The organism is Microcystis sp. LE19-10.1B (genome assembly GCF_027530565.1).
GTDB lineage: Bacteria > Cyanobacteriota > Cyanobacteriia > Cyanobacteriales > Microcystaceae > Microcystis > Microcystis aeruginosa.
Genome location: NZ_JAPZQM010000406.1, coordinates 1 through 1689 on the forward strand (window position 1 = coordinate 1; position 1689 = coordinate 1689).

The following is a 1689-nucleotide window of genomic DNA, read 5'->3' on the forward strand; positions in this document are numbered from 1 at the left end:
TAAGTATAACACAGTTTACCTACAAATGGTAGAATTAAAATCGTGCTTCGCAGTTAATATCTTGGTCGGATTTCATCCCCCGCAAAGGTTGATGTCTTGTCGAAAAATTTAGCGGGGGCATTCATCCGACATTTTAGGTAACCGAATTAGCCCAACTCGACTGCGATTTTATCCTTCCCTCCCGCACTCACCATATCGACGGTTTGACATCCTCACAATCAGATTAGAATACGGATAAAAAATTTTGACTTTGCTGGTATCAGATGCGAGTTTTTCTGCCGATTCTCTGTTTATGTCTAGGAATAGGGGAATTTTTCCTCAATCCCCCCATTAGTCCGGGCAATTCCCTTCCCGCAACCACGGTAACTCGAACGGAAACCCGTTTGCTGCTGAATTTAAAAAAAAGACGGGTTTTTGTTTACCAAGGACAGAAAATAATCGCTTCTTACCCAGTGGCGATCGGTCGTCCGGGTTGGGAAACCCCAACGGGAGAATTTAGGGTGATTCAGATGGTGCGGGAACCAGTCTGGGAACATCCTTTCACCGGGCAACTGGTGCCATCGGGAAAAAACAACCCTTTAGGGGCGCGTTGGATCGGATTTTGGACCGATGGCGCCAATTTTATCGGTTTTCACGGTACACCGCAAGAAAATCTCATCGGCCGGGCCGTCTCCCACGGTTGCGTCAGGATGCGCGATCGAGATATAAAGGCTTTATTTGAAAAGGTAAAAATCGGCACTTCGGTGATAGTAATCGCTCAATAAGTAGTGTCTGCTGAAAAAGTTTCTTGGTGAGGTTAGGAGTCGGTCGTCAGTCCCGATGAAAAAATTTTCACCCCCACAGATGAAAGAGGTTTCCTTCCCTACACCCCACACCCCACACCCTACACCCTCTTTCAAGTCAGGCGTAATTTAGATAGTCAACAGTTTAAAATGAGAGAAACTAAGCCAAGAGGATAAGCGGTGAATATTATTGAACTAATCGGGATCGTGGCGGGAATATTAACCACTGTCTCTTTTTTACCCCAAGTGATTAAAACTTGGCGTTATCGTTCGGCTAAGGACTTGTCCCTAACTATGTTTATTTGCTTTTGTCTGGGGGTTTTTCTTTGGCTAATCTACGGGATTTATATGAGCAGTAAACCGATTATTGTCGCTAATTTTGTTACTTTTATCTTAGCGGGGACAATTCTCTATTTTAAGATTAAATATGATTAAAACAACTGACAATCCCTTGCCTCCCTATTTGCTCTCGTCATGACAATTCTACAATTTATCCCCACATCTAGCCACGGAGAGCGGATTTTTAGGTTAATTTATCTCAAATGTCGGGGTGAAGACCCTCAGTTTTACAGATGGGATGAAACCGTTCGGCTGAACTCACGGCCGAAGCCCCGACCAACCTAGAACAGCACTTCGACAAGCTCAGTGACACGAAGCACGATTAAAGGTCTAAAAGTACTATCGAACAATGTTTTTAGATTTATTCAGCCAACCCTATCTAGGGTCTGCTGAAAAAGTTTTTCCTGGGGGTAGGAGTCAGTAGCCGGTCGTCAGGAGTCGGTCGTTTCAGGCTTTGTTGCCCTTGTTTTTTGTACCAATCGATGTACCACAAGAAGGATAATGCAAGGTTTTTGAAAGTCCCAATCCTATTTTCGCAGCATGAACATCGGACTTTAACAGGTCAAAA

2 protein-coding genes are annotated in these 1689 nt (G+C 44.1%); both read left to right on the forward strand.

The window, feature by feature from the left end; translation table 11 throughout:
* The first annotated feature begins 263 nt into the window (after positions 1-263).
* Positions 264-764 carry a L,D-transpeptidase gene (locus O9332_RS14785; RefSeq protein ID WP_002758784.1) on the forward strand — a complete coding sequence of 167 codons (501 nt, stop codon included), beginning with the start codon at positions 264-266 and terminating at the stop codon, positions 762-764.
* 198 nt (positions 765-962) lie between these two features.
* Complete coding sequence (locus O9332_RS14790) at positions 963-1217, forward strand: SemiSWEET transporter (protein WP_002743903.1); 255 nt, start codon at positions 963-965, stop codon at positions 1215-1217.
* Positions 1218-1689: the final 472 nt, after the last annotated feature.